Annotated in this window: 23 protein-coding genes; 18 read left to right on the top strand and 5 right to left on the bottom strand. The window is 62.1% G+C overall.

Features of this window, described 5'->3' with window-relative positions:
- Nucleotides 1-13: 13 nt before the first annotated feature.
- The 4 genes from nqrF (at nucleotide 14) to sthA (ending at nucleotide 4,016) form a co-directional block, all read left to right on the top strand.
- Nucleotides 14-1,237, top strand: a complete 1,224-nt coding sequence (nqrF, locus tag BUC40_RS08550; RefSeq protein WP_073264611.1) for an NADH:ubiquinone reductase (Na(+)-transporting) subunit F — start codon at nucleotides 14-16, stop codon at nucleotides 1,235-1,237.
- A 104-nt stretch (nucleotides 1,238-1,341) separates the two neighbouring features.
- On the top strand, nucleotides 1,342-2,265 hold the full coding sequence (locus tag BUC40_RS08555; RefSeq protein ID WP_073265174.1) for an FAD:protein FMN transferase: 924 nt from the start codon (nucleotides 1,342-1,344) through the stop codon (nucleotides 2,263-2,265).
- Nucleotides 2,262-2,495, top strand: a complete 234-nt coding sequence (nqrM, locus tag BUC40_RS08560; RefSeq protein ID WP_073264613.1) for a (Na+)-NQR maturation NqrM — start codon at nucleotides 2,262-2,264, stop codon at nucleotides 2,493-2,495. The genes BUC40_RS08555 and nqrM overlap by 4 nt, the downstream gene beginning before the upstream one ends.
- A 126-nt stretch (nucleotides 2,496-2,621) precedes the next feature.
- A complete protein-coding gene (sthA, locus tag BUC40_RS08565) occupies nucleotides 2,622-4,016 on the top strand; it encodes a Si-specific NAD(P)(+) transhydrogenase (protein WP_073264615.1) in 1,395 nt (464 codons plus the stop codon).
- A gap of 166 nt (nucleotides 4,017-4,182) precedes the next feature.
- Here the strand turns inward: sthA and BUC40_RS08570 are convergent, their stop codons facing one another.
- The 4 genes from BUC40_RS08570 to BUC40_RS08585 all read right to left on the bottom strand — a co-directional run bounded on the left by BUC40_RS08570 (nucleotide 4,183) and on the right by BUC40_RS08585 (nucleotide 6,405).
- Complete coding sequence (locus BUC40_RS08570; RefSeq protein ID WP_073264617.1) at nucleotides 4,183-4,701, bottom strand: P-loop nucleotide/nucleoside kinase family protein; 519 nt, start codon at nucleotides 4,699-4,701, stop codon at nucleotides 4,183-4,185.
- Between the two features lie 109 nt (nucleotides 4,702-4,810).
- Entirely contained in the window at nucleotides 4,811-5,530 is a 720-nt protein-coding gene (locus BUC40_RS08575) for a glycerophosphodiester phosphodiesterase (RefSeq protein ID WP_073264619.1), read from the bottom strand.
- A 9-nt stretch (nucleotides 5,531-5,539) separates the two neighbouring features.
- On the bottom strand, nucleotides 5,540-5,836 hold the full coding sequence (locus tag BUC40_RS08580) for a phosphodiesterase (RefSeq protein ID WP_073264621.1): 297 nt from the start codon (nucleotides 5,834-5,836) through the stop codon (nucleotides 5,540-5,542).
- Nucleotides 5,833-6,405, bottom strand: coding sequence for a PilZ domain-containing protein (locus BUC40_RS08585; RefSeq protein WP_073264623.1), 573 nt, complete (start codon nucleotides 6,403-6,405; stop codon nucleotides 5,833-5,835). Before BUC40_RS08585 ends, BUC40_RS08580 begins: the two co-directional genes overlap by 4 nt.
- Nucleotides 6,406-6,500: 95 nt before the next feature.
- Here BUC40_RS08585 and BUC40_RS08590 point away from each other — a divergent pair, with 95 nt between their 5' ends.
- From BUC40_RS08590 to murB, 11 genes are all read left to right on the top strand, one after another.
- Nucleotides 6,501-7,751, top strand: a complete 1,251-nt coding sequence (locus BUC40_RS08590; protein WP_073264625.1) for a lipoprotein-releasing ABC transporter permease subunit — start codon at nucleotides 6,501-6,503, stop codon at nucleotides 7,749-7,751.
- A complete protein-coding gene (gene lolD / locus BUC40_RS08595; RefSeq protein ID WP_073264627.1) occupies nucleotides 7,744-8,448 on the top strand; it encodes a lipoprotein-releasing ABC transporter ATP-binding protein LolD in 705 nt (234 codons plus the stop codon). Before BUC40_RS08590 ends, lolD begins: the two co-directional genes overlap by 8 nt.
- Nucleotides 8,448-9,692, top strand: a complete 1,245-nt coding sequence (locus tag BUC40_RS08600) for a lipoprotein-releasing ABC transporter permease subunit (protein WP_073264629.1) — start codon at nucleotides 8,448-8,450, stop codon at nucleotides 9,690-9,692. The genes lolD and BUC40_RS08600 overlap by 1 nt, the downstream gene beginning before the upstream one ends.
- A gap of 113 nt (nucleotides 9,693-9,805) precedes the next feature.
- A complete protein-coding gene (locus BUC40_RS08605; RefSeq protein ID WP_139272139.1) occupies nucleotides 9,806-12,052 on the top strand; it encodes a DNA internalization-related competence protein ComEC/Rec2 in 2,247 nt (748 codons plus the stop codon).
- Nucleotides 12,053-12,124: 72 nt separating this feature from the next.
- Nucleotides 12,125-12,781, top strand: a complete 657-nt coding sequence (locus tag BUC40_RS08610; RefSeq protein ID WP_073264631.1) for a MotA/TolQ/ExbB proton channel family protein — start codon at nucleotides 12,125-12,127, stop codon at nucleotides 12,779-12,781.
- Nucleotides 12,778-13,206, top strand: coding sequence for an ExbD/TolR family protein (locus BUC40_RS08615; RefSeq protein WP_073264633.1), 429 nt, complete (start codon nucleotides 12,778-12,780; stop codon nucleotides 13,204-13,206). The genes BUC40_RS08610 and BUC40_RS08615 overlap by 4 nt, the downstream gene beginning before the upstream one ends.
- Nucleotides 13,206-14,213 carry a tetraacyldisaccharide 4'-kinase gene (gene lpxK, locus BUC40_RS08620; RefSeq protein WP_073264635.1) on the top strand — a complete coding sequence of 336 codons (1,008 nt, stop codon included), beginning with the start codon at nucleotides 13,206-13,208 and terminating at the stop codon, nucleotides 14,211-14,213. The genes BUC40_RS08615 and lpxK overlap by 1 nt, the downstream gene beginning before the upstream one ends.
- A gap of 41 nt (nucleotides 14,214-14,254) precedes the next feature.
- Nucleotides 14,255-14,440 carry a Trm112 family protein gene (locus tag BUC40_RS08625; protein WP_073264637.1) on the top strand — a complete coding sequence of 62 codons (186 nt, stop codon included), beginning with the start codon at nucleotides 14,255-14,257 and terminating at the stop codon, nucleotides 14,438-14,440.
- A gap of 1 nt (nucleotide 14,441) precedes the next feature.
- On the top strand, nucleotides 14,442-15,206 hold the full coding sequence (gene kdsB, locus BUC40_RS08630; protein WP_073264639.1) for a 3-deoxy-manno-octulosonate cytidylyltransferase: 765 nt from the start codon (nucleotides 14,442-14,444) through the stop codon (nucleotides 15,204-15,206).
- Nucleotides 15,206-15,670, top strand: coding sequence for a low molecular weight protein-tyrosine-phosphatase (locus BUC40_RS08635; RefSeq protein WP_073264642.1), 465 nt, complete (start codon nucleotides 15,206-15,208; stop codon nucleotides 15,668-15,670). The genes kdsB and BUC40_RS08635 overlap by 1 nt, the downstream gene beginning before the upstream one ends.
- Nucleotides 15,667-16,686, top strand: coding sequence for a UDP-N-acetylmuramate dehydrogenase (murB, locus tag BUC40_RS08640; protein WP_073264644.1), 1,020 nt, complete (start codon nucleotides 15,667-15,669; stop codon nucleotides 16,684-16,686). The genes BUC40_RS08635 and murB overlap by 4 nt, the downstream gene beginning before the upstream one ends.
- Before the next feature lie 236 nt (nucleotides 16,687-16,922).
- Here murB and rne read toward each other — a convergent pair whose 3' ends face one another.
- A complete protein-coding gene (gene rne, locus BUC40_RS08645) occupies nucleotides 16,923-20,150 on the bottom strand; it encodes a ribonuclease E (protein WP_073264646.1) in 3,228 nt (1,075 codons plus the stop codon).
- A gap of 741 nt (nucleotides 20,151-20,891) precedes the next feature.
- On the opposite strand from rne, the gene rluC reads away from it, so the two are divergent.
- From rluC to sppA, 3 genes are read left to right on the top strand one after another with little or no spacing between them, the layout of a single operon-like run.
- Nucleotides 20,892-21,845, top strand: a complete 954-nt coding sequence (gene rluC / locus BUC40_RS08650; protein WP_073264648.1) for a 23S rRNA pseudouridine(955/2504/2580) synthase RluC — start codon at nucleotides 20,892-20,894, stop codon at nucleotides 21,843-21,845.
- The gene (locus BUC40_RS08655) at nucleotides 21,838-22,533 is read left to right on the top strand and encodes an HAD-IA family hydrolase (RefSeq protein WP_073264650.1); all 696 of its coding nucleotides are present in this window, start codon (nucleotides 21,838-21,840) and stop codon (nucleotides 22,531-22,533) included. Before rluC ends, BUC40_RS08655 begins: the two co-directional genes overlap by 8 nt.
- On the top strand, nucleotides 22,523-23,500 hold the full coding sequence (gene sppA / locus BUC40_RS08660; RefSeq protein ID WP_073264652.1) for a signal peptide peptidase SppA: 978 nt from the start codon (nucleotides 22,523-22,525) through the stop codon (nucleotides 23,498-23,500). The genes BUC40_RS08655 and sppA overlap by 11 nt, the downstream gene beginning before the upstream one ends.
- The last annotated feature ends 60 nt before the right edge of the window (nucleotides 23,501-23,560 follow it).

Here is a 23,560-nt window from a genome sequence, read left to right on the forward strand (position 1 = left end):
AAGGGATGAACAGATGAACTATGAAATCTTTCTGGCGATCGGCATGTTCACGGCCATCGTCTTGGCGCTGGTGTTGCTGATCCTGATGGCCCGCGCCAAGCTGGTTTCCAGCGGCGACGTGAACATCGAGATCAACGGCGAAAAAACCATCGTGGTGCCTGCCGGCGGTAAGCTGTTGCAAACGTTGGCAGCGAACAACGTGTTCCTGTCTTCAGCCTGTGGTGGCGGTGGTACCTGCGCGCAGTGCAAATGTATCGTCGAGAGCGGTGGCGGCGAAATGTTGTCTACCGAGGAATCGCACTTCACCAAGCGCGAGGCCCGCGAGGGCTGGCGCCTTTCCTGCCAGACCGCGGTCAAGCAGGACATGAAGATCGAAGTACCGGAAGAAGTGTTTGGCGTCAAGAAGTGGGAGTGCACGGTGGAGTCCAACCCCAACGTCGCCACTTTCATCAAGGAGCTGACGCTCAAGTTGCCGGAAGGCGAGAACGTCGACTTCCGTGCGGGCGGTTACGTGCAGCTGGAATGCCCGCCGCACGAAGTGCACTACAAGGACTTCGATATCCAGGAGGAATATCGCGGCGATTGGGACAAGTTCAATCAATGGAAGTACGTATCCAAGGTCAACGAGACCGTGATTCGTGCTTACTCCATGGCCAACTATCCCGAAGAGCGCGGTCTGGTTAAATTCAACATCCGTATCGCCTCCCCACCGCCAGGCAAGGATCATCTGCCACCAGGCCAAATGTCGTCCTATGTGTTCAGCCTCAAGCCAGGCGACAAGATCACCGTGTACGGACCGTTTGGCGAATTCTTCGCTAAGGATACCGATGCCGAGATGATCTTCATTGGTGGTGGTGCCGGCATGGCGCCAATGCGCTCGCACATCTTCGACCAGCTCAAGCGCCTCAAGTCGACGCGCAAGATCAGCTTCTGGTACGGCGCACGCTCCATGCGCGAAGCGTTCTACAACGAAGAGTACGACCAGTTGCAGACGGAGAACTCAAACTTCGAATGGCACCTGGCACTGTCCGACCCGCAGCCGGAAGATAACTGGACCGGTCTCACGGGCTTTATCCACAACGTGTTGTACGAGAACTACCTCAAGGATCATCCGGCACCGGAAGACTGTGAGTTCTACATGTGCGGTCCGCCCATGATGAACGCTGCGGTTATCAAGATGCTCACCGAGCTGGGTGTGGAGTCCGAGAATATCCTTCTCGACGACTTCGGCGGTTGAGGATGAGTAGAGCTGTACTTCAGCCCGTTATCGCTGTCGCCCTGGTGGCAGCCCTAACGGGCTGCTTGCATTCGGAGAAAATCGAAAGCTTCGGTGGCCCGACCATGGGCAGCACTTATTCGGTCAAGTACGTGCAGGCCGAGGGCGTCGCTCCCAAGGCCGAGCTGCAGGCCGCGACCGAGGCGATTCTCGCCGAGATAGACGAGCAAATGTCCACGTATCGTTCGGATTCGCTGATCGAGGTGTTCAACCGCTCGCCTTCCGGAAGCTGCCAGGACATGCCCGAGGGCGTGTTAGATCTGGTGGCTGCTGGCAATCGTCTGCATGAGGAGAGCGGTGGCGCCTTCGACCTGACTTTGGAGCCTTTGCTCGACCTCTGGGGCTTTGGCCCTAAGGGCCAAGGCGAAGCAGTGCCGAGCGAACAGCAGTTGGCCGAGGTACGTCAGCGGGTTGGTCAGCAACATCTGCGTATCGAAGACGGCAAGCTGTGCAAAGACGCCGACATCGAGGTGGATTTCAATAGCATTGCTGCCGGCTATGCGGTCGACCGGATCATCGCCAGGCTGGGCGAGCTGGGCGTGCGCAGCTACCTGGTCGAGGCCACTGGCGAGCTCAAGGCCGCCGGCCTGAAGCCGGATGGCAAGCACTGGCGCATCGGTTTGGAAGAGCCGCGCGATGATCAGCGGGTGGCGCAACGTATATTGCAACTCGACGGGTATGGTATTTCCACATCAGGGGATTACCGCAACTACTTTGAAGAGGGCGGCCAACGCTATTCCCACACGCTCGATCCCATGAGCGGCAAACCGGTCAATCACACGTTGGCAGCGGTGACGGTGGCGGATCCATCGACCTTACGTGCCGATGGCCTATCCACCCTGTTGATGGTACTCGGTCCGCAGGCAGGCATTGCGTTTGCCGAGCGCAACCAGCTCGCAGCGTTCTTCGTGACCCGAGAGGGTGATGGCTTTGCCACGTACAGCACAACCGAATTCGAGCAGCTTTTCGCTGCAGGAGATGAGCAATGACATTCGTAATCGTCTTTCTAGTCATGGCCCTGGTCGTCGGCATGATGGCCATTGGCGTGATCATGGGCCGCAAGCCTATAGCAGGTTCCTGCGGCGGCATCGCCAATCTGGGCATCGAAAAAGAGTGCTCGATTTGTGGCGGTGACCGGCAAAAATGCGATGAAGTGACAAGCGAGGCAAGGCAGGGCAGTGACGCGGGCGTGCAAGCCTATGACGCTACCAAGCGCTGATCGCCAATTGGCGCATTGAGCGTTACCCTATGCGCCTTTGCAAGATATTGCATGCCAGGCCGCCCCTTCGGCCTGGTTGTTCCGAGAGCGTGGCATAAGCGCTCCGGCGTGATCTGAGGAGTAAACATGGCGGTCTACAACTACGATGTGGTGGTATTGGGTTCCGGCCCGGCAGGAGAAGGGGCAGCGATGAACGCGGCCAAGGCCGGTCGCAAAGTAGCGGTAGTCGACGACCGCCGCGAGGTTGGCGGTAATTGCACCCACCTTGGCACCATCCCTTCGAAAGCGCTGCGCCACTCGGTGCGGCAGATCATGCAGTTCAACACCAACCCCATGTTCCGCCAGATCGGTGAGCCGCGCTGGTTCTCCTTTCCTGACGTGCTGAAAAGCGCTGAGCGGGTGATCGCCAAGCAGGTCACTTCGCGTACCGGTTACTACGCGCGCAACCGTATCGATGTGTTCTTCGGCACCGGCAGTTTCGCCGACGAGCAGACCATCGAAGTGGTCTGCCCCAATGGCGTGGTGGAAACCCTGTCGGCCAAGCAGGTGATCATCGCCACCGGCTCGCGCCCCTATCGTCCGGCGGACGTCGATTTTAATCACCCGCGCGTGTATGACAGTGACACCATCCTGACCCTCAGCCACACGCCGCGCCGTCTGATCATCTACGGAGCCGGGGTGATCGGCTGCGAGTACGCGTCGATTTTCAGTGGCTTGGGCGTGCTGGTCGACCTGATCGACAACCGCGATCAACTGCTGAGCTTCCTCGACTCGGAAATTTCCGATGCGCTGAGCTACCACCTGCGTACCAACAACGTGCTGATTCGCCACAACGAAGAGTACGAGCGCATCGAGGGGCTGGATAACGGTGTGATCCTGCACCTCAAATCCGGCAAGAAGATCAAGGCTGACGCGCTGCTGTGGTGTAACGGGCGTACCGGCAATACCGACAAGCTGGGCCTGGAAAACATCGGCATCGGCGTCAACAGCCGCGGCCAGGTGCAGGTCAACGAGTACTACCGTACCGAAGTCGACAACATCTATGCCGCGGGTGACGTGATTGGCTGGCCGAGCCTTGCCAGTGCCGCGGCGGATCAGGGCCGCTCTGCCGCGGGCAGCATCGTCGACAACGGCAGCTGGCGTGTGGTCGACGACATCCCGACGGGCATCTACACCATTCCCGAGATCAGCTCGATCGGCAAGAACGAGCACGAACTGACCAAGGCCCAGGTGCCGTACGAAGTCGGCAAGGCGTTCTTCAAGAGCATGGCGCGGGCGCAGATCTCCCACGAGCCGGTCGGCATGCTGAAGATCCTTTTCCACCGTGAAACCCTGGAAGTGCTCGGCGTGCACTGCTTCGGTTATCAGGCGTCGGAGATCGTGCACATCGGCCAGGCGATCATGAACCAGAAGGGAGAGGCGAATACCTTGAAGTATTTCGTCAACACCACCTTCAACTACCCGACTATGGCGGAAGCCTACCGGGTAGCCGCGTTCGATGGCCTCAACCGGCTTTTTTGAGCGGCTCCGGCCGGTGGCCTGAGCCGGTCGGGGATCCTTTCGCCGACTCCCGCGACTGGCGCTGGCCAAACCGCGAGAGCTTCTAAGCAGGCCATAAAAACCGATCCCTGGTGGATCGGTTTTTTATGGGCTCCGCGTGTGTTTGCTTCCTGGTGCGCTCGGCTGTTTAGTCGCCTGTTGGCGGGGAAGTGGCTAGATACTCTGCCAGTAACGCCAGCGCTGCTTCGGGTGTAGTCAGCGCAGTGTCGATGGTGAGCGGTGCCTGCTCCCAGGGCTCGTATTCATGAGCCACGACCGATTGCCAATCGGGAACCACGAGGCCAGGTACGTCGCTGACTCGCGACTCTACTCGCTGTCGATGTTGGATCGCGTCCGAACAGATGATCTGCACATTCAGCAACTGGCATCCCGCATGTGCGGCGGTGTCAGCCCATGCCTCGCGGCTTTCCGATACCGGATTGACACAGTCGGCGACCACGCTAAGTCCAGTCTTGAGGTTATCCAGCGCGATGGCGTTGGCCACCTGATAGCCGCTGGCGTCGACGTCCTGCCCCAGCGCACCGCTGTTACGCAGTGCCTGCTCGATGCTGTCGATGCGCAGGTAGACGGCGCCGAGATGAGTGGCCAGGGTCTTGGCTACGGTGGTCTTTCCCGTACCGGGCAGGCCGCTGAAGACGATCAGCATGCTTCGATCCTTCTGTTGCCAGCGCATCTATCTTGGGGCAGGAAGTGGGAGCGGGCCATGCCCGCGAAATCACGGGCATGGCCCGTTCCCACATAAGTAGCCGTATCGCTTAGCCGCGCAGCGTACTGACGGCGATACCGGGAAAGTCAGTGATGATGCTGTCCACGCCGAAGTCGGCGAGGCGACGCATCAGCGCAGGCTCGTTGACTGTCCACACCGACACGTGCAAGCCGGCTTTCTGCGCCTTGAGCAGGCGTTCCGGGGTGCACAGCGTCCAGTTCAGAGCCAGCAAATCGCAGCCGTAGTTGCGGGCGACCTTGATGGGGTCCAGCCAGGCGTATTCGGCGACCAGGCCGCGGCCCAGGTGCGGCGTCAGGCGCTTGGCGGCGCTGAGCACTTCGCGGGAGCTGGAGGTGATGGTGATCTTGTCGTCCAGCCCGAAGCGCCGGCTGAGCAGGGCGATGGCTTCCACCGTGCGCGCGGCGCGTACCTTGGAGGCGCTCTTGACCTCCAACTGCCAATGTTCGAAATCGCATTGCTCGAACAATTCGCTCAGCCGTGGAATGGGGCAGGGGTGACGCCAGCCCGGGCCGCCACGGCGAGCGTCGTAGTGCACCAGGTCGGCGGCGTCGTGCTCGACGACCTTGCCACGCTGGCCGGTGGTGCGCTTGAGCGTTGGGTCATGAATGACCATCAGCTCACCGTCACGTGACAGGTGCAGATCCAGTTCGCAGCGGCGTACGCCGTGCTCCAGGCACTGCTGAAAACTGACCAGGGTATTTTCCGGGGCTTCGCCTTTGGCGCCGCGATGGCCGTAGATCAGGGTCACGGTTACTCCTTACTCGGTGGCGTTGGTGCGCGGTTGCTGATGACGCACGCTGTCGATCACGTGGTCGTATTCGAAATAAACGCTGAACTCGCGGTAGTCCCAGCGGGTTATTGGCGGCTTGCCGACTGCGGGATGCTCTTCATCGGCCAGACCAAAGCGCTCCAGCACCGAAAGCTTGGACTGGCCTTTTTCCGGTAGATTCGTGAGGTCCGCGCCTTGCTGGCCAATGGGGATTTTCAGGGTGTCGGCCTGAGCGGCCAGCGGCAGCAACAGAACCAGTGAAAGCAGCAGTCGGGAAGGGGTCACGTGAGTTCCTCGCGGGCCTGGCGGCGCTCCTGCGCCTGACGCTGCAGAATATGCCGGGCAAGCAACTGGCGCTGTGCGTCAGTCAGCGCTTCGAACTCGGCGCCAATCTCGAATTGGCCTTCGCGCTCGTTGCAATGCAGTACCTTGGCGCGCAGCAGCAGGCCGAGCGCCTGGGGCATGAGCACCATCTTCATGGCCAGGTGGCTGTCGACTGTTACCGGTTGTGTGTTGAGAAAACTGATGCCGCCTTCGGACAGCGTCACCCGCTTGGGCGGGCCGATATCGCGCAGCAGGCTCTGGGCCATGGCCTGGCCAAGCAGGTCGATACGTTTATTGACCACTTTCAGGTAATTGGCCAGGGTGCGATCACGCTCGCTGATGTTGCGCAGCAGGTGTTGGGATTCGAAATCCATCACATGCAGTTCGCTGAGCAAGTTGAACAGCGGCGAGGCGTCGTGAAGCTCGTCACTGGCCAGGGCTTCGGCGCCAGCCAACGGGGTGAAATCCAGTGCGATCGTGTCCTCGATACGGTAGTATTCGCGGCGATCGTTTTCGTCTTGAGTCGACATGGCGAACCCATGGCAGCAGTGGTAGTCAGAGTGTAAGGCCGCTCGCCAGGCCCCGCCACAAGGACGTTTCTCTTTCCCTCGAACAAGCGCCCCACATGTTCAGACCCCTGTCCGTTTTTCTCGGTACGCGCTACACGCGGGCCAAGCGTCGCAACCACTTCGTTTCGTTTATTTCCCTGACCTCGATGATCGGGCTGGCACTCGGTGTGCTGGTGATGATCCTGGTGCTGTCGGTGATGAACGGCTTCGACCATGAAATGCGCACTCGTGTGCTGGGCATGGTGCCCCACGCGACCATCGAGAGCGCCACGCCGATCACCGATTGGCGGCGCCTGGCCGACCGTGCGCTGAAGAATCCTCAGGTGCTCGCCGTGGCCCCGTTCAGCCAGATGCAAGGGCTGCTGACCAACGATGGCAAGGTGCAGAAAGTGCTGATCAATGCCGTGGATCCCACCGAGGAGCCCAAGGTGTCGATCATCGGCGACTTCTTCCGTGAGGGCAGCCTGCAGGATTTGCAGCCCGGCACCTTCGGGATCGTCATCGGCGACAAGGCCGCAAACAAGCTCGGCGTTGGCCTGGGCGACAAGCTCACCTTCGTGGCGCCGGAAGTGACCGTCACCCCGGGCGGCGTATTCCCGCGTCTGAAGCGCTTTACCGTGGTCGGCATCTTCCATGTCGGTGCCGGTGAAATCGACGGCTTCATGGCCATGACCCATATCCAGGATCTGGCCCGTCTGCAGCGCCATCAACCGGATCAGGTGCAGGGCATTCGCTTGAAGTTCGCCGATCTGTTCCAGGCGCCGCGTACTGCCTGGCAGTTGGCTGAAAGCTTCGGCCAGCAGGATTACCTGGCCCGCGACTGGACCCGCACCCACGGCAACCTCTACCAGGCCATCCGCATGGAAAAAGCCATGATCGGGTTGCTTTTACTGCTGATCGTCGCCGTTGCTGCGTTCAACATCATTTCCACGCTGGTGATGGTGGTTACCGACAAGAAGGGCGATATCGCCATCCTGCGTACCCTCGGCGCCACGCCGATGCAGATCATGGCCACCTTTATGGTGCAGGGCACGGTGATTGGCGTGATCGGTACCGCCATCGGCGCGGTGCTGGGCATTCTTGCTGCGCTGAACATCAGTTCGATCATCGCTGGTGTCGAGCGCCTGCTCGGCTTCAAGTTTCTCAACGCCGATGTGTACTTCATCGACTATCTGCCGTCGCAGCTGATGCTCGCCGACGTGGTGCAGGTCTGTGGTGCGGCATTGGTGTTGAGTTTTCTCGCTACTCTTTATCCGGCCTGGCGCGCGGCGCGCACCCAGCCCGCGGAGGCATTACGTTATGAGTGATCCGGTCGTGCAGGCGCAGGCGAATGCCGTGCTCAGTTGCCGCAACCTGAGCAAGCGCTACGAAGAAGGCCCGCAGTCGGTCACCGTGCTCGATGATTTGCAACTGGAGTTGCTGCCCGGCGAGCGTGTTGCCATCGTCGGCAGTTCCGGCTCGGGCAAAAGTACCCTGCTGAACATGCTTGGCGGCCTCGATACGCCGAGCAGCGGCAGCGTGTGGCTGGCTGGTGAAGAACTGTCTGCGCTCAACGAGAAGCAGCGCGGCCTGCTGCGCAATCGCGCCTTGGGCTTCGTTTACCAGTTCCACCACCTGCTGGCCGAGTTCACTGCGCTGGAAAACGTGTGCATGCCGCTGTTGATCGGCAAGACCTCGATAGGCGAGGCGCGCCAGCGTGCTACTGAGCTGCTCGAGCGCGTTGGCCTTGGCCATCGCCTGAGCCACAAGCCTGCAGAGTTGTCCGGTGGCGAGCGTCAGCGTGTGGCGATTGCCCGGGCGCTGGTCAATCGTCCTGGTCTGGTGCTGCTCGACGAGCCGACCGGCAACCTCGACAACCATACCGCGCAAGGCATTCAGGATCTGATGCGTGAGCTGAGTTCGCAGTCGCAGACCGCTTTTCTGGTGGTGACCCACGACCTGCAACTGGCCCGGCAGATGGACCGGGTGCTGAGCCTGGAAGACGGCAAGCTGGTGCACGCCTGATGTTTCGCCCGCTGAGTGTATTCATCGGCTTGCGTTACACCCGTGCCAAGCGCCGTAACCACTTTATTTCGTTCATTTCGCTGACCTCGATGATCGGCCTGTCGCTCGGCGTGCTGGCGATGATCGTGGTGCTGTCGGTGATGAACGGTTTTCACCGGGAAATGAGTTCGCGGATTCTCGGCATGGTGCCCCACGCGACCATCGCCGGCTCGCCAGCCCTGGCGGACTGGCAGGCGCCTGCCAAGGTTGCTCTGCAAAACTCGCAGGTCGAGGCAGCGGTACCCTTTGCCGAGCTGGAAGGCATGCTGTCCTACCGCGGCGTGATGCAGCCGATTCAGCTGCACGGCATTGATCCAGTGCTGGAGCCGAAGGTGTCGATCATTGGCGACCATATGGTGCAGGGCCGCCTCAGTGATCTGCGCGAAGGCGAGTACGGGGTGGTCATCGGCGAAATCACTGCGCGGCGCTTCCAGCTGCAAATTGGTGATCGTCTGGCCTTGATCGTGCCGGAAATTAGCTCGGTGCCCGGCGGGATCACGCCGCGCATGCAACGCCTCAACGTGGTTGGCATCTTTAAGGTCGGCGCCGATCTGGACAGCTCGCTGGCACTGATCAACGTCGCCGATGCGGCGCAGATTCAGCGTCTGGATCCGGGGTCGGTGCAGAGCATTCGCCTCAAACTGAAGGATCTGTATCAGTCGCCTCAGGTTGCTGCGGCGATCGCCAAACAATTGGGCGAGGGCTACCACGCCAGCGACTGGACGCAGACCCAGGGCAGTCTGTTCAGCGCTATGAAGATGGAAAAGACCATGATTGGCTTGTTGCTGTTGCTGATCGTCGCGGTAGCGGCCTTCAACATCATCGCCACGCTGATCATGGTGGTTGCCGACAAGGGCGCCGACATCGCAATCCTGCGCACGCTGGGCGCCACCCCACGGCAGATCATGGGTGTTTTCATGGTGCAGGGCACGGTGATTGGGGTGATCGGTACATTGATCGGCGGCGTACTCGGTGTACTGGCGGCGCTGAATGTCAGTGAGCTGGTGGGCTGGCTGGAGCGGGTCAGCGGCCAGCATGTGTTCAGCTCGGATGTGTACTTCATCAGTACCTTGCCGTCGGAGCTGCAGGTCGCCGACGTGGTGTTGATCTGCACTGCAGCACTGACCCTGAGCTTCCTCGCTACGCTATACCCGTCCTGGCGCGCGTCGCGCACCCAGCCTGCCGAGGCATTGCGTTACGAGTGATGGCCGCCCGTTGGTCATCTACCTGCTAGGCTCGAAAGGCCGCTATGAAAATAGCGGCCTTTGCGTTTCTGCACCTTTATATCCAAGGTTTGGTTTTCAAGAATAGGGCGCCCATGGACGGGACTCGATCAGGCAACCTGCGTACCGGGTTGCTGGCACTGGCAGCAGGGCTGTTTTTACTGCGCTTCGTACCGCAACTGCCACCGGTGCCCGCAGTCGCGGTGCTGGCGCTGCTCGGGCTGGCGTTGTTGCCGTTTCGCAGTTATCCGCTTGGCCTGTTTCTGCTCGGTTTCAGTTGGGCCTGCACGTCTGCGCAGTGGGCGCTGGACGATCGCCTCGACCACACGCTGGACGGCCGCACGCTGTGGCTGGAGGGCCGGGTGGTCGACTTGCCGGATGTGCGTGAAGGTGTAGTGCGTTTTCAGCTGGCCGAGCCGCATTCGCGTAGGGCCGAGCTGCCGCAGCTGTTGCGGTTGTCGTGGTACGACGGGCCAGAGATTCGCGCTGGTGAAACTTGGCGGCTGGCGGTGAACCTCAAGCGGCCCCATGGGCTGGTCAATCCGCAATCCTTCGATTACGAGGCCTGGTTGCTGGCGCAGCGTATCGGCGGCGTAGGTACAGTCAAATCAGGTCAACGCCTGAGCGAGGCTGACGGTAGTGCGGCCTGGCGCGACAGGCTACGTCAGCACATGCTGGCCGACGATCCCCATGGCCGCGCCGGTGGCCTGGCTGCGCTGGTGCTGGGCGACAGCTCTGGCCTCTCGGTAGCCGACTGGCGTGTGCTGCAGGACACCGGCACGGTGCATCTATTGGTGATCTCCGGTCAGCACGTGACACTGGTCGCCGGTATGTTCTACGGATTAGTGTCCTGGTTGGCTCGAATGGGCTGGTGGCCGCGATCCCTGCCGTGGCTGCCAGTGGCCTGCTTGTTGGCGTTTTCGTCGGCGTTGAGTTACAGCCTGCTGGCCGGCTTCGAAGTGCCGGTGCAGCGCGCCTGCGCGATGATCGGCCTGGTACTGCTCTGGCGTTGGCGCTTTCGCCACCTGGGCATCACCTTGCCGCTGCTGGTGGCGCTGGCCGCTGTGCTGCTGCTTGAGCCTTTGGCCGTTCTGCAGCCTGGTTTCTGGCTGTCGTTCGGCGCGGTTGGCCTTTTGATTCTGATCTTTGCCGCACGCCTTGGCGCCTGGGCCTGGTGGCGGACGCTGGGCCGCGCGCAGTGGGCGATGACCGTGGGGCTGTTGCCGATGCTGCTGGCGCTCGGCTTGCCGGTCAGTGCCAGCAGTCCGTTGGCCAACTTGATCGCTGTGCCCTGGGTCGGCTTCGTCGTGGTGCCGATGGCGTTGCTCGGCACGGTGTTGTTGCCGGTGCCCTGGCTGGGCGAGGCGCTGCTCTGGGTTGCCGGCTTTTCTCTGGAGTGGTTGTTCCACCTGCTTGGGCTGATAGCCGACTGGCTGCCAGCCTGGCTGCCCAGTGCCTTGCCGTTCTGGGCGTGGCTATTGGTTGCGCTGGGCGCCTTTTTGATTCTTTTGCCGGTCGGTGTGCCGTTTCGCAGCCTGGGGCTGATTATGCTGTTGCCTCTATTGTTCACGCCGGTAGAGCGGCCCGCCGAGAGGCGTGCCGAGGTATGGATGTTGGATGTCGGCCAAGGTCTGTCGATGCTGGTGCTAACCCGCAACCACGCGTTGCTGTATGACGCCGGCCCCAGCTTTGGCGATTTCGACATGGGCGAGCGAGTCGTGCTGCCGTCGTTGCGGGCATTGGATGTACGTGCACTGGACATGCTGCTGATCAGTCATTCAGACAATGACCATTCCGGCGGAGCCGAGGCGGTTGCGCGCGGTATACCGGTGAAGCGTGTAGGCAGCGGCGAAGCGCCGGCGCTACCAGCTGCGCTCAGCGCCGAGCCTTGCGTAGATGAGAAATGGACATGGGACGGCGTGAGCTTCCGCACCTGGCGCTGGGCCGATGCGACGGATAGCAACCAGTCATCCTGCGTATTGATAGTCGAGGCGGGCGGCGAGCGCATGCTGCTTACCGGCGATATCGACAGCCGAGCCGAGCGCGCGCTGACTGACAGTGGCCTTGAGCTGCAGGCGCACTGGTTGTTGGCGCCGCATCATGGCAGCCGCAGCTCGTCATCCTGGGCGTTGCTCAAGTCGGCCGCGCCCGCTGCGGTGCTGTATTCGCGTGGCAAGCACAACGCATACGGCCATCCCCATCCAACGGTTGTCTCGCGTTATCAGGCGTTCAGCGCCACAGCTTACGACAGCGTCGAGACCGGTGCGCTACGTATCCGGCTCGGTGCTTTCGACGCACCGTACGCCTTGCGTGAAATACCGCGTTTCTGGCGGGAAAAATGAGAACCGCAGCCGTCGGCGACATCACGACCCTATGCTAGAGTGGCGCCACTTTTGCGAAGGGGATCTGCCACCGTGTGGGAACTGGTTAAAGCTGGCGGCTGGGTGATGCTGCCGATCATTTTGTGTTCAATTGCCGCCCTCGGCATCATTGCCGAGCGCCTGTGGACGCTGCGCGTCAGTCGAGTTACACCGCCGCATCTGCTCGGGCAGGTATGGCGCTGGATAAAGGACAAGCAGCTCAATAGTCAGAAGCTCAAGGAGCTGCGCGCCGACTCGCCGCTGGGCGAGATTCTCGCGGCAGGTCTGGCCAACTCCAAACATGGTCGTGAGATCATGAAAGAGTGCATCGAGGAGGCTGCGGCCCGTGTGGTCCACGAGATGGAGCGCTACCTCAATGCTCTGGGCACCATCGCCGGCATCACGCCGCTGCTCGGTCTGCTCGGCACGGTGATCGCCATGATCGATATCTTCGGCTCGTTCATGGGCGGCAGTACGGCCAACCCTGCGCTGCTCGCGGGCGGTATTTCCAAAGCCCTGATCACTACGGCCTCAGGCTTGGTTGTGGCCATTCCGGCGCTGTTCTTCCATCGCTTCCTGCAGCGCCGCGTCGATGAGCTGGTGGTCGGCATGGAGCAGGAAGCGATCAAGCTGGTGGAAATGGTGCAGGGCGAGCGCGATGTCGACCTGGCCGAGGAGCCCAAACCGGCCAAGGGGAGCAAGAAGGCGTGAAGTTCAGGCGTAGACGGCGCGAGCAGGTCGAGATCAATCTCGCCTCGCTGATCGACGTGGTGTTCATCCTGCTGCTGTTCTTCGTGGTGACCACCACTTTTACCCGCGAAACCCGCATGCAGGTCGACCTGCCCGAGGCTGCCAGCGGCACGCCGCCGGAGCAGAGCGAGCTCAAGCAGCTGGAAGTGGTGATCTCGGCAGATGGCACCTTCTCGCTCAACGGCCAGGCCCTGATCAAGAATGATCTGGATAACCTGATGGCTGCCTTGCAGAAGGAATCCGGCGGTGACAACAGTCTGCCGTTGACCATCAGCGCAGACGGCAAGACCAGCCACCAGTCGGTGATCACTGCCATGGACGCCGCCGGCAAACTGGGCTTCGCACACTTGCGCATGACCACGGTCGAGACCCAGGCAGCGCCCTGATGGCGAGCTTTGCCGACCGCTTGGTTAAAGCCTGGTATGAAGGGCATCCGGCGCTGGCGCTGCTGCGTCCGCTGGAGGCCTTGTACCGTGGCGTGGTGGCGCGCAAGCGCGCGCGCTTCCTGGCGGGCGATGGGGAGATTTATCGCGCACCCGTGCCGCTGATCGTGGTGGGTAACGTTACCGTCGGCGGCACTGGCAAGACACCGCTGATTCTCTGGCTGGTCGAGCGGTGTCAGGCCCGCGGCCTTCGTGTGGGCGTGATCAGCCGCGGTTATGGCGCCAAGCCGCCGAGCCTACCCTGGCGGGTTCGCGCCGAGCACAGTGCCGAGCAGGCAGGCGACGAGCCGTTGTTGATCGTGCAGCGCAGCGGCGTGCCGCTGATGATCGACCCGGATCGCAGTCGTGCCGCTCGCGCCTTGCTAGCCGAGGAGCCGCTGGACCTGCTGCTCAGCGACGACGGTTTGCAGCACTACCGCCTGGCCCGCGACGTTGAGCTGGTGCTGATCGACGCCGCGCGCGGCCTCGGCAACCGCCGCTGCCTGCCGGCCGGGCCGCTGCGCGAGCCGGCCGAGCGCCTGCAGAGCGTGGATGCCTGCCTCTATAACGGTGCGCCCGAGGATCCTCCAGGCGGCTATGCCTTCAGCTTAATGCCGAGCGCGCTGGTCAACCTGCGCAGCGGCGAGCGACGCCCGCTCGATCACTTTCCGCCCGGTCAGGCCGTGCACGCGGTAGCCGGTATCGGCAACCCGCAGCGTTTCTTCACGACCCTCGAGGCGCTACACTGGCGGCCTGTCGCACATGCCTTCGCCGACCACGCCGCCTACAGCGCCGAGCTGCTGAATTTCTCGCCGGCGCTGCCGTTGGTGATGACCGAGAAGGACGCGGTGAAATGCCGGGCCTTCGCGGCTGACGACTGGTGGTATCTGGCCGTCGATGCTCAGCCCTCTGCGACGTTCCGGGCCTGGTTCGATGCTCGCCTGGAGCGTCTGCTGGGCGAGCGGCAGTAACCGCGTCACGCGCTTACCTCTCTTGTTCTCAAGGATTTCCCATGGACCCGAAACTGCTCGATATCCTGGCCTGCCCGATCACCAAAGGCCCGCTCAAGCTCAGTCAGGACAAGACCGAACTGATCAGCAAAGGCGCCGGTGTGGCCTATCCGGTTCGTGATGGCATTCCGGTGATGCTGGAAAGCGAAGCCCGCACCCTCACCGACGACGAACGCCTGGACAAGTAAGATGAGCAACGCCTTTACCGTGGTGATTCCGGCGCGTTACGCGTCCACACGCCTGCCCGGCAAACCGCTGCAGGATATCGCTGGCAAACCGATGGTCCAGCACGTCTGGGAGCAGGCCTGCAAAAGCAGCGCGGCCCAGGTGGTGATCGCCACCGACGACGCGCGCATCGTCGAGGCCTGCCAGAGCTTTGGTGCCAAGGTGTTGCTGACCCGCGTCGATCACAACTCCGGCACTGACCGTCTGGCCGAAGTGGCTGCTGCCCTGGGCCTGGGCGCCGATGCCATCGTGGTCAACGTGCAGGGCGATGAGCCGCTGGTGCCACCAGCGATAATCGACCAGGTAGCGGCCAACCTGGCTGGCAATCCCCAGGCTGCCATCGCCACCCTGGCCGAGCCGATCGAAGATGTCGCTGCGCTGTTCAACCCCAATGTGGTCAAGGTCGCCAGCGATCTGAATGGCCTGGCGCTGACCTTCAGTCGCGCGCCGCTGCCCTGGGCGCGTGATGCCTTTGCCGCTGATCGCGGCAGCTTGCCGGCTGGTGTTCCCTATCGCCGGCATATCGGCATCTACGCTTATCGCGCGGGCTTTTTGCAGGACTTCGTCGCCTGGGGGCCGTGCTGGCTGGAAGACACCGAATGCCTGGAGCAGCTGCGCGCGCTTTGGCATGGCGTGCGCATTCATGTCGCCGATGCGCTGGAAGCGCCGCCCGCCGGTGTCGATACCCAGGAAGACCTCGACCGCGTACGCCGGCTGCTGGGTGCCTGATGCGCGTTTTGTTCGTTTGCCTGGGTAATATCTGCCGTTCGCCCACCGCTGAGGCGGTCATGCGGCAGCGGCTGCAGCAGGCTGGGTTGGCCGAGCGTATCGAAGTCGACTCTGCCGGCACCGGCGACTGGCACATCGGCAAGGCGCCGGACTCGCGGACCCAGGAGGCGGCCAAGCATCGTGGTTATGACCTGTCCAGCCTGCGCGGTCGCCAGGTCTCGGCTGACGACTTCGCGCGCTTCGACCTGATCCTGGCCATGGACGCCGCCAACCTTCGTGATCTGCAACGACTGCGCCCGGCCCAGGCCAAGGGCGAGCTGGATCTGTATCTGCGCCGCTTCGGCCTGACCGAGGACGAGGTGCCGGATCCGTATTACGGCGGCAGCGAAGGTTTCGAGCAGGTGCTGGATCTGCTCGAGCAGGCCAGCGATGCCCTGCTGGTCGAGCTCAAGGGGCGTTTATGAGCCTGCAGGTACGCTCTGATGTGTCGCTCAAGGCCCACAACACCTTTGCTGTGGATGTGGCAGCGCGCTACTTTGCCGAGGCGGATGACGATGGGCAGGTCCGCCAGGCGCTCGACGCTGCCCGCGAGCGGCAGGTGCCATTGCTGGTGCTGGGCGGTGGTAGCAACCTGCTGCTGACTGCCGATGTCGATGCCCTGGTGTTGCGCATGGCCAGCCGTGGTATTCGCCTGTTGGCCGATGATGGTCAGCGTGTGGAGATCGAGGCGGAGGCAGGGGAACCCTGGCACCCATTCGTGCAGTGGACCCTGCAGCAAGGCTTTGCCGGGCTGGAAAACCTCAGCCTGATTCCCGGTACGGTCGGCGCCTCGCCGGTGCAGAACATCGGTGCCTATGGCGTCGAACTGAAGGATTGCTTCCTCGGCCTGACGGCGCTGGATCGGCAGAGCGGCGAGATCCGCGCGTTCGATCTGCAGGCATGCGCCTTCGCCTATCGCGACAGCCTGTTCAAGCGTGAAAGCGGGCGCTGGATCATTCTGCGCGTGCGCTTCGCCCTGAGCCGCGCCGTAGCCCTGCATCTCGATTACGGCCCGGTGCGTCAGCGCCTGGCGGAGCAGGGCATCGAGTCGCCGAGCGCCAGTGATGTCAGTCGGGCCATCTGCGCGATCCGCAGCGAGAAGCTACCGGACCCTGCGGTGCTCGGCAACGCGGGGAGTTTTTTCAAGAATCCGCTGGTGCCGGCCGAGCTCGCCGGGCGGCTACAAGCCGAGTATGCCGACCTGGTGGCCTACCCGCAGGCCGATGGCCAGGTGAAACTGGCTGCCGGCTGGCTGATCGAGAAGGCTGGCTGGAAGGGCTTTCGCGACGGCGATGCCGGCGTCCACCGGCTGCAGGCCCTGGTGCTGGTCAACTACGGCAACGCCACCGGGCAGCAACTGCTCGCGCTGGCCCAGCGCATTCAGGCGGATATCGCCGAGCGCTTTGGCGTAAGCCTGGAAATAGAGCCGAACGTGCTCTGACTCTTCTGCGTAGCCCAGCCGCATTGGTGGGGCTACGTAGGTCTCCTTATCCCATCTTTCTTGTTGCTCCCGGGTATCGCTGCGCTCAACCGCAGGCTACAGAGTTTTGCTGTTCGTAGCTTGGGTTGAGCAGAGCGATACCCAGGGTCGGCTATAGCCATAGGCGCCGTTTTCAGGAATCCCAGGCAATAAAAAAGGGATGCCTAAGCATCCCTTTTTGTTTTGCGCGTTAGCTATCAGGCTTGCGGCTTGGGCGCATCCTGATCGCGCTGAGCGCTTTCGTCGACCGGCGTGACGATAACCTCGGCTTGCTCAGCTGGCGCATTGGCCGGCTGAGTGTCGGCAACGGCTTCGTTCTCAACTGCCGGAGCAGCTTCGACTACCGCTGCAGCTGGAGCAGCCTTGGCGGCCTCTTCAGCTTCGCGAGCCAGACGCTCTTCTTCACGCTTGCGGCGACGCACTTCACGCGGGTCGTTCGGCGCACGCCCGTTGCTTGCCACCGGTGCGGCTGCGGCAACTGGTTCTTCGGTTACCGGAGCTTGTACCGCTGCTTCTTGCACTGCCGGAGCAGCTTCGGGAGCAGTGAAGGTGGTCTCGGCGACTGGCGCTTCGATGCTCTTCGTTTCGACAGCTGGCGTTTCGGCAACAGGCGTTTCAGTAGCAGCCGCTTCGACAACGACTGCTTCGCTTACTGGCTCAGCGGCTACAAACGCGTCCTGCGGCGCGGGTTCGAATGCCGGCGCGGAAGCGCGTGGGCGTTCGATTTCCGGGAGCGGTTCGATCACTGCATCAGCACGCTCGGCAACTGCTTCGGCCGGAGCCTCGACAACCGCTGGAGCTGCTTCTACTGCGGCTGCGTCGGCAGGAGCTTGCTCCGCTTCGACAGCGACCGGGGCTTGCTGGACAGCGACAGGCTCGGCGGCTTCAGCAGCGACAGGTGCGCTGACTTCAGCTGCTGGCTGTTGCTCGGCAGGCTGCTCGGTTTCCGCGATCACGGCGGCAACGGTGGCGGCCGCAGCGATGCTTGCACCCGCTACCGGCTCTTCGTTGTTGTCGTCACTGCCTTCGATCGGGTTGCCGTCGGCATCACGTTGACGCTCACGACGATTGCTGCGGCGACGCTGGCCACGGGAGCGACGACGTGGGCGGTCACCACCTTCGTTACCGTCCTGATCGTCGTCTTGCTGCTCTTCGCTGTTCAGCACTTCTTCTTCAGCGCTGTCGGTCTGAACCTGCTCGGCACGTGGCTGACGCTCTTCGCGCGGCTGGCGTGGCTGACGCGGTTCACGTTGCGGACGCTCGGCGCGGGCTTCTTCACTGACGGCTACGGCAGCATTTTCGTTCTGCGGCTCGGCGTCCAGCGGGGCACGCAGTTCACGCGGCTGACGCTCTTCACGCGGGCGACGCTCGCGACGGTTTTCCTGGCCTTCGCGCGGCGGACGGGACTGACGCACTTCCTGGGGCTCGCGGACTTCCACGTTCTCACGCGGCTGGCGATCTTCACGCGGTGCGCGCTCTTCACGCGGCGCACGTGGCTGACGCTCTTCACGCGGTGCACGCTCCTCGCGGGGCGCACGTTCCTCGCGCGGGGCGCGGTCTTCACGTGGTGCGCGCTCTTCACGGGGCTTGCGGTCGTCGTCACGGCGGTTGCTACGGTTACGGTTCTGCTGGCGACCGTTACGACGCTCGTCGCCACGCGGCTGACGCTCGCCCGGCTTCTTCTCGACCACGGTAGGTTTCTGCGGCTCTTCGGCGCTGGCGAACAGGCCGACCAGGGACTTCACCAGGCCTTTGAACAGGCCGCCGGTCGGTGCAGCAGCTGCGGCAACCGGGGCGGCTGGAGCGACTTCACTGACCGGGGCTGGCGCGCTACGCGGCGGCGCGGCCTTGATGGCGGCTTCCTGGCGAACCAGGGTGCGGGTAGCGGCTGCCGGTTTTTCTTCCTCGACTTCGACCGTGGCCATTTCGTAGCTGGTCTGGGTGCTCTGGGCTTCCGGGCTGTCGTCACGGATGCGCTGCACTTCGAAGTGCGGCGTTTCCAGGTGATCGTTCGGCAGGATGACGATGCGCGCACGGGTACGCAGTTCGATCTTGGTGATCGAGTTGCGCTTCTCGTTGAGCAGGAAGGCGGCGACCGGGATTGGCACCTGGGCACGTACTTCAGCGGTACGGTCTTTCAGGGCTTCTTCTTCGATCAGGCGCAGAATCGCCAGGGACAGCGACTCGACGTCACGGATGATGCCTTGACCGTTGCAGCGCGGGCAGACGATGCCGCTGCTTTCGCCCAGGGACGGACGCAGGCGCTGACGGGACATTTCCAGCAGGCCGAAGCGCGAGATGCGGCCGACTTGCACGCGGGCACGGTCGGCTTCCAGGGCTTCGCGAACTTTCTCTTCGACGGCGCGCTGGTTCTTGGCCGGCGTCATGTCGATGAAGTCGATGACGATCAGGCCGCCGATGTCGCGCAGGCGCAGCTGGCGGGCGATTTCTTCGGCGGCTTCCAGGTTGGTCTGCAGCGCGGTTTCTTCGATGTCGCTGCCTTTGGTGGCGCGCGCCGAGTTGATGTCGATGGACACCAAGGCTTCGGTCGGGTCGATGTAGATCGAACCACCGGACGGCAGCTTCACTTCGCGCTGGAAGGCGGTTTCGATCTGGCTTTCGATCTGGAAACGGTTGAACAGCGGCACGCTGTCTTCGTACAGCTTGATCTTGCTGGCGTACTGCGGCATCACCTGGCGGATGAAGGTCAGGGCTTCTTCCTGGGCTTCGACGCTGTCGACCAGTACTTCGCCGATGTCCTGGCGCAGGTAGTCGCGGATGGCGCGGATGATGACGTTGCTTTCCTGATAGATCAGGAACGGGGCAGGGCGATCGAGGGAAGCTTCCTTGATGGCGCTCCACAGTTGCAGCAGGTAGTCGAGATCCCACTGCATTTCTTCGCTGGAACGGCCCAGGCCGGCGGTGCGCACGATCAGGCCCATGTCGTTGGGGATATCCAGACCGTTCAGCGCTTCGCGCAGTTCGTTGCGCTCTTCACCTTCGATGCGGCGGCTGATGCCACCGGCACGCGGGTTGTTGGGCATCAGCACCAGGTAACGACCGGCGAGGCTGATGAAGGTGGTCAGGGCTGCGCCCTTGTTGCCACGTTCTTCTTTCTCGACCTGAACGATGACTTCCTGGCCTTCCTTGAGCACGTCCTTGATATTGACGCGGCCTTCGGGAGCCTTGCTGAAGTATTCGCGGGAAATTTCTTTGAGGGGGAGGAAGCCGTGACGCTCGGAGCCGAAGTCGACGAATGCCGCTTCGAGGCTGGGTTCTACGCGGGTGATACGACCTTTGTAGATATTGGATTTCTTCTGTACACGGGCGCCGGACTCGATGTCCAGGTCGTACAGGCGCTGGCCATCTACCAGCGCAACACGCAACTCTTCGGGTTGAGTTGCGTTAATCAGCATTCTTTTCATGTGGTACCAGTGGTTTCCGGTGCTGCCGGAAGCCGCGTTAGGCACACACGACGCTCAGGGTCGGTGTCAGGTGCGTCAGAAGCGGGCGTAAATCGCTTCATTGTCTAGCGGCAGCAGCCAGTTGTGCTGGGCCGCGACGGACGTCTCCTGCTTGCTGTATGTGACAGAAAGCACTCAGAACTCGCTGGCGATCGGCTAAGCATGGCCTGCTGCGTTAAACCGGCTTGGAGTGCTCGTTTACATCCGTAAACTTCGCTTCTTTGCCCGCCTCGATATGGAGGCTGTCAGTAACGTAGCGTCTTGCGTGGCGCTAACTTGCGAGACCGTAAACAGGTTCTCAGTCAGGAGGAGGAATCAAGGGTCGGTAGCGGACGATATGAAGCGTCTCGTATAAAGCTGTTTGCTACGCAGGCCGACCGTTGTGCATCTCCACCCTACACGTATCGCTGAAAATCGGGTGCCGCTCACGAAAATCCGCAGCGGGTTGGCATTACCGCGACCGTCCAAATGGGCAGGTCACGCATCTTGTGTCTCAGGCCTAATTTCCGAGTTTCTCGAGCAGCCATGCTGGCCTAATTGCTCTCTGAGATGCCCGTCGGACGGCCTTACGTCCTGAATGGGTTGCTTGATTCACGATGGCGGTTTGGCAACATCCGCGAATCAGGCCGCTTTTGGCGGCATTCGCGACTATAGCAGCAATGATTAAGTGCTTCAAATCCATAAAAATTGTATGATCGCGGCATGACGACACCCACTACTCCTACCTCCGGCGTTCAGCTGATTGAGGTTGCGCCTGAACTCGCGGGTCAGCGCATCGACAACTTCCTTCGTACCCAGCTCAAGGGCGTGCCCAAGACCTTGATCTACCGCATCCTGCGCAAGGGTGAGGTGCGGGTCAACAAAGGCCGAATCAAGCCCGAATACAAGCTGCAGGCTGGCGACATCGTGCGGGTTCCGCCGCTGCGCCTGGCCGAGCGCGACGAGCCCGAGCCGCTGGCCCAGGGCCTGTTGCAGCGCCTCGAAGCCGCCATCGTCTATGAAGACAAGGCGCTGATCGTGCTCAACAAACCGGCCGGTATCGCCGTGCACGGTGGCAGCGGTCTCAATTACGGGGTGATCGAAGCCTTCCGCCAGTTGCGTCCGGACGCCAAGGATCTGGAACTGGTACACCGCCTCGACCGCGACACTTCCGGCCTTTTGATGATCGCCAAGAAGCGCAGCATGCTGCGTCATCTGCACGAGCAACTGCGCGGCGACGGCGTCGACAAGCGCTACATGGCGCTGGTGCGCGGCCACTGGGCGACCGCCAAGAAGCAGATCAACGCGCCATTGCTCAAGAGCAACCTGCGCTCCGGCGAGCGTATGGTCGAGGTCAACCCCGAGGGCAAGGAAGCATTGACCGTGTTCCGAGTGCTGCGCCGTTTCGGCGAGTTCGCCACCCTGGTCGAAGCCAAGCCGGTGACCGGCCGCACCCACCAGATTCGCGTGCATGCCCAGTACGGCGGGCACTGCATCGCCGGGGACAGCAAATACGGAGATGACGACTTCACCCGCGAGATCCGCGAGCTGGGCGGCAAGCGCCTGTTCCTGCATGCCTACGAGCTGAACATCCCGCTGCCCGAGGGTGGCGTGCTGAAGCTCGAGGCACCGGTCGATGAGATGTGGGCACGCACCGTGGAGCGCCTGAGTGCGTGACTACAGCCTGCTGATCTTCGACTGGGACGGTACGCTGGTCGATTCCATCGGCCGTATCGTCGCCGCCATGCATCAGGCGGCAGACCGATGTGGCATACCGCGGCGTAGTGACGAAGCGGTCAAGGGCATCATCGGTCTGGCGCTGCCTCAGGCGATCACCACGCTTTATCCGGAACTCGACGAAGCGGCGCACGTCGAACGCATCCAGGCCAGCTACAGCGACTGTTACGTGGCGATGGATCAGACTCCGTCAGCGTTCTTTCCTGATGTGGAACGGAGCCTGGCGAGCTTTCGCCAGCAGGGTTACCAATTGGCGGTTGCCACTGGCAAGAGCCGACGTGGCCTGCAGCGGATTCTCGACACGCTGGGCTGGCAGGATTATTTCGATATCACCCGTTGCGCCGATGAAACCGCGAGCAAGCCTGACCCGATGATGTTGCAGGAGATCCTTGAGCACTGCGGTGTGCCTGCTGAGCAGGCGCTGATGGTCGGCGACTCTTCGTTCGACCTGCTGATGGCACAGCGAGCGGGTATGGATTCGGTAGCCGTGGGCTATGGTGCACAAACGCTGTCGGCATTGAGCGCCTATCAACCGAAGTTGTCGATCGACCATTTCATGCAATTGAGTACCTGGCTGAGCAGCCGAGTAGCCGAGACCCGAACCGAGGAGAGTGAGCATGTGGGGTGAGAGAAAGACGTCGTCGGTCTCCGAGAGCGACCCGAAGAGCTGGAAGCTTCTCGAAAAGACGTTGCTGGCCAGTGTTCACGAGCAGCGCCGGTCGCGCCGCTGGGGCATTTTCTTCAAGCTGCTGACCTTTATTTACCTGTTTGGTGCACTGGCGTTGTTCTCGCCGTTGCTCAGCACCCAGGGTGGCGGTAGCAGTTCGCCTCACACGGCCGTCGTCGAAGTGCGTGGCATGATCGCCGATAAGGAAGCGGCCAGCGCCGACAACATCGTCGGCAGCCTGCGCGCCGCGTTCAAGGATCCCAACACCAAGGGTATCATCCTGCGCATCAACAGCCCGGGTGGCAGTCCGGTGCAGTCTGGCTACATCTATGACGAGATTCGCCGCCTGCGAGGCGAGAACCCGAACATCAAGGTGTACGCGGTCATTTCCGACCTCGGCGCTTCGGGTGCTTATTACATCGCCAGCGCCGCCGATCAGATCTACGCCGACAAGGCTAGCCTGGTGGGTTCCATCGGTGTCACGGCGGCAAGTTTCGGCTTCGTGGACACCATGGAGAAGCTCGGCGTCGAGCGACGCGTGTACACCTCGGGTGAGCACAAGGCGTTCCTCGACCCGTTCCAGCCGCAGAAGGACGAGGAAACCCGTTTCTGGAAAACGGTGCTGGAAACCACCCACAAGCAGTTCATCGACAGCGTTAAAAAGGGGCGTGGCGATCGACTCAAGGATGCCGAGCATCCCGAGCTGTTCTCCGGCCTGATCTGGTCTGGCGAGCAGGCCTTGAGCCTCGGTCTGATCGACGGGCTGGGCAGCACTAGCTACGTGGCCCGCGAGGTGATCGGCCAGGAAGAAATGGTCGACTTCACCGTGCAGGAAAGCCCGCTGGACCGCTTCACCAAGAAGCTCGGTGCCAGCGTGGCAGAGCATCTGGCCTTATGGATGGGCTTCCAAGGCCCAACGCTGCGTTGATGGCGGCTTTGTAAATAAAGAGCCCTGGCCAGGTGCCGGGGCTTTTTATTGGTTTCGAAG

Source organism: Phytopseudomonas punonensis (assembly GCF_900142655.1).
Lineage (GTDB): Bacteria > Pseudomonadota > Gammaproteobacteria > Pseudomonadales > Pseudomonadaceae > Aquipseudomonas > Aquipseudomonas punonensis.

Excerpts from the sequence above, each read along its gene's own strand:
- lolD (WP_073264627.1), top strand. The coding sequence starts at position 7,744 with ATGAGTGATCCGGTCGTGCAGGCGCAGGCGAATGCCGTGCTCAGTTGC.
- nqrM (WP_073264613.1), top strand. The coding sequence starts at position 2,262 with ATGACATTCGTAATCGTCTTTCTAGTCATGGCCCTGGTCGTCGGCATG.
- rne (WP_073264646.1), bottom strand. The coding sequence starts at position 20,150 with ATGAAAAGAATGCTGATTAACGCAACTCAACCCGAAGAGTTGCGTGTT.
- BUC40_RS08590 (WP_073264625.1), top strand. The coding sequence starts at position 6,501 with ATGTTCAGACCCCTGTCCGTTTTTCTCGGTACGCGCTACACGCGGGCC.
- BUC40_RS08555 (WP_073265174.1), top strand. The coding sequence starts at position 1,342 with ATGGGCAGCACTTATTCGGTCAAGTACGTGCAGGCCGAGGGCGTCGCT.
- BUC40_RS08600 (WP_073264629.1), top strand. The coding sequence starts at position 8,448 with ATGTTTCGCCCGCTGAGTGTATTCATCGGCTTGCGTTACACCCGTGCC.
- BUC40_RS08625 (WP_073264637.1), top strand. The coding sequence starts at position 14,255 with ATGGACCCGAAACTGCTCGATATCCTGGCCTGCCCGATCACCAAAGGC.
- sthA (WP_073264615.1), top strand. The coding sequence starts at position 2,622 with ATGGCGGTCTACAACTACGATGTGGTGGTATTGGGTTCCGGCCCGGCA.
- kdsB (WP_073264639.1), top strand. The coding sequence starts at position 14,442 with ATGAGCAACGCCTTTACCGTGGTGATTCCGGCGCGTTACGCGTCCACA.
- BUC40_RS08570 (WP_073264617.1), bottom strand. The coding sequence starts at position 4,701 with ATGCTGATCGTCTTCAGCGGCCTGCCCGGTACGGGAAAGACCACCGTA.
- sppA (WP_073264652.1), top strand. The coding sequence starts at position 22,523 with ATGTGGGGTGAGAGAAAGACGTCGTCGGTCTCCGAGAGCGACCCGAAG.
- BUC40_RS08635 (WP_073264642.1), top strand. The coding sequence starts at position 15,206 with ATGCGCGTTTTGTTCGTTTGCCTGGGTAATATCTGCCGTTCGCCCACC.
- BUC40_RS08605 (WP_139272139.1), top strand. The coding sequence starts at position 9,806 with ATGGACGGGACTCGATCAGGCAACCTGCGTACCGGGTTGCTGGCACTG.
- BUC40_RS08585 (WP_073264623.1), bottom strand. The coding sequence starts at position 6,405 with ATGTCGACTCAAGACGAAAACGATCGCCGCGAATACTACCGTATCGAG.
- lpxK (WP_073264635.1), top strand. The coding sequence starts at position 13,206 with ATGGCGAGCTTTGCCGACCGCTTGGTTAAAGCCTGGTATGAAGGGCAT.
- rluC (WP_073264648.1), top strand. The coding sequence starts at position 20,892 with ATGACGACACCCACTACTCCTACCTCCGGCGTTCAGCTGATTGAGGTT.
- murB (WP_073264644.1), top strand. The coding sequence starts at position 15,667 with ATGAGCCTGCAGGTACGCTCTGATGTGTCGCTCAAGGCCCACAACACC.
- nqrF (WP_073264611.1), top strand. The coding sequence starts at position 14 with ATGAACTATGAAATCTTTCTGGCGATCGGCATGTTCACGGCCATCGTC.